This is a genomic window from Mesorhizobium sp. M1A.T.Ca.IN.004.03.1.1, assembly GCF_003997555.1.
Taxonomy (GTDB): domain Bacteria; phylum Pseudomonadota; class Alphaproteobacteria; order Rhizobiales; family Rhizobiaceae; genus Mesorhizobium.
Genome location: NZ_RZTV01000823.1, coordinates 1 through 248, shown reverse-complemented (window position 1 = coordinate 248; position 248 = coordinate 1). Strand labels below are relative to the sequence as shown.

Genomic DNA, 248 nt, shown 5'->3' with positions numbered 1-248 from the left:
AACGCCATGGCCGGCAAGGTCTACGAACTCGGCGACGCGGCCGGAACGGGCGCTGCCTTCAAGATGATCAACCAGCTTCTTGCCGGTGTGCACATCGCCGCCGCCTGCGAGGCCATCACCTTTGCCGCCAAGCAGGGCCTCGACCTCGACAAGGTCTATGAGGTTATCACCGCCTCGGCCGGCAATTCGTGGATGTTCGAAAACCGCGTGCCGCATGTGCTGGCCGGAGACTATACGCCGCTCAGCAG

The 248-nt window shown here is 63.3% G+C and carries 1 protein-coding gene; it reads left to right on the top strand.

Annotated features, from left to right (window positions below):
* Positions 1-248, top strand: a 248-nt coding sequence (locus EOD29_RS33975; RefSeq protein WP_164764051.1) for an NAD-binding protein, incomplete at both ends; no start/stop codon positions are given.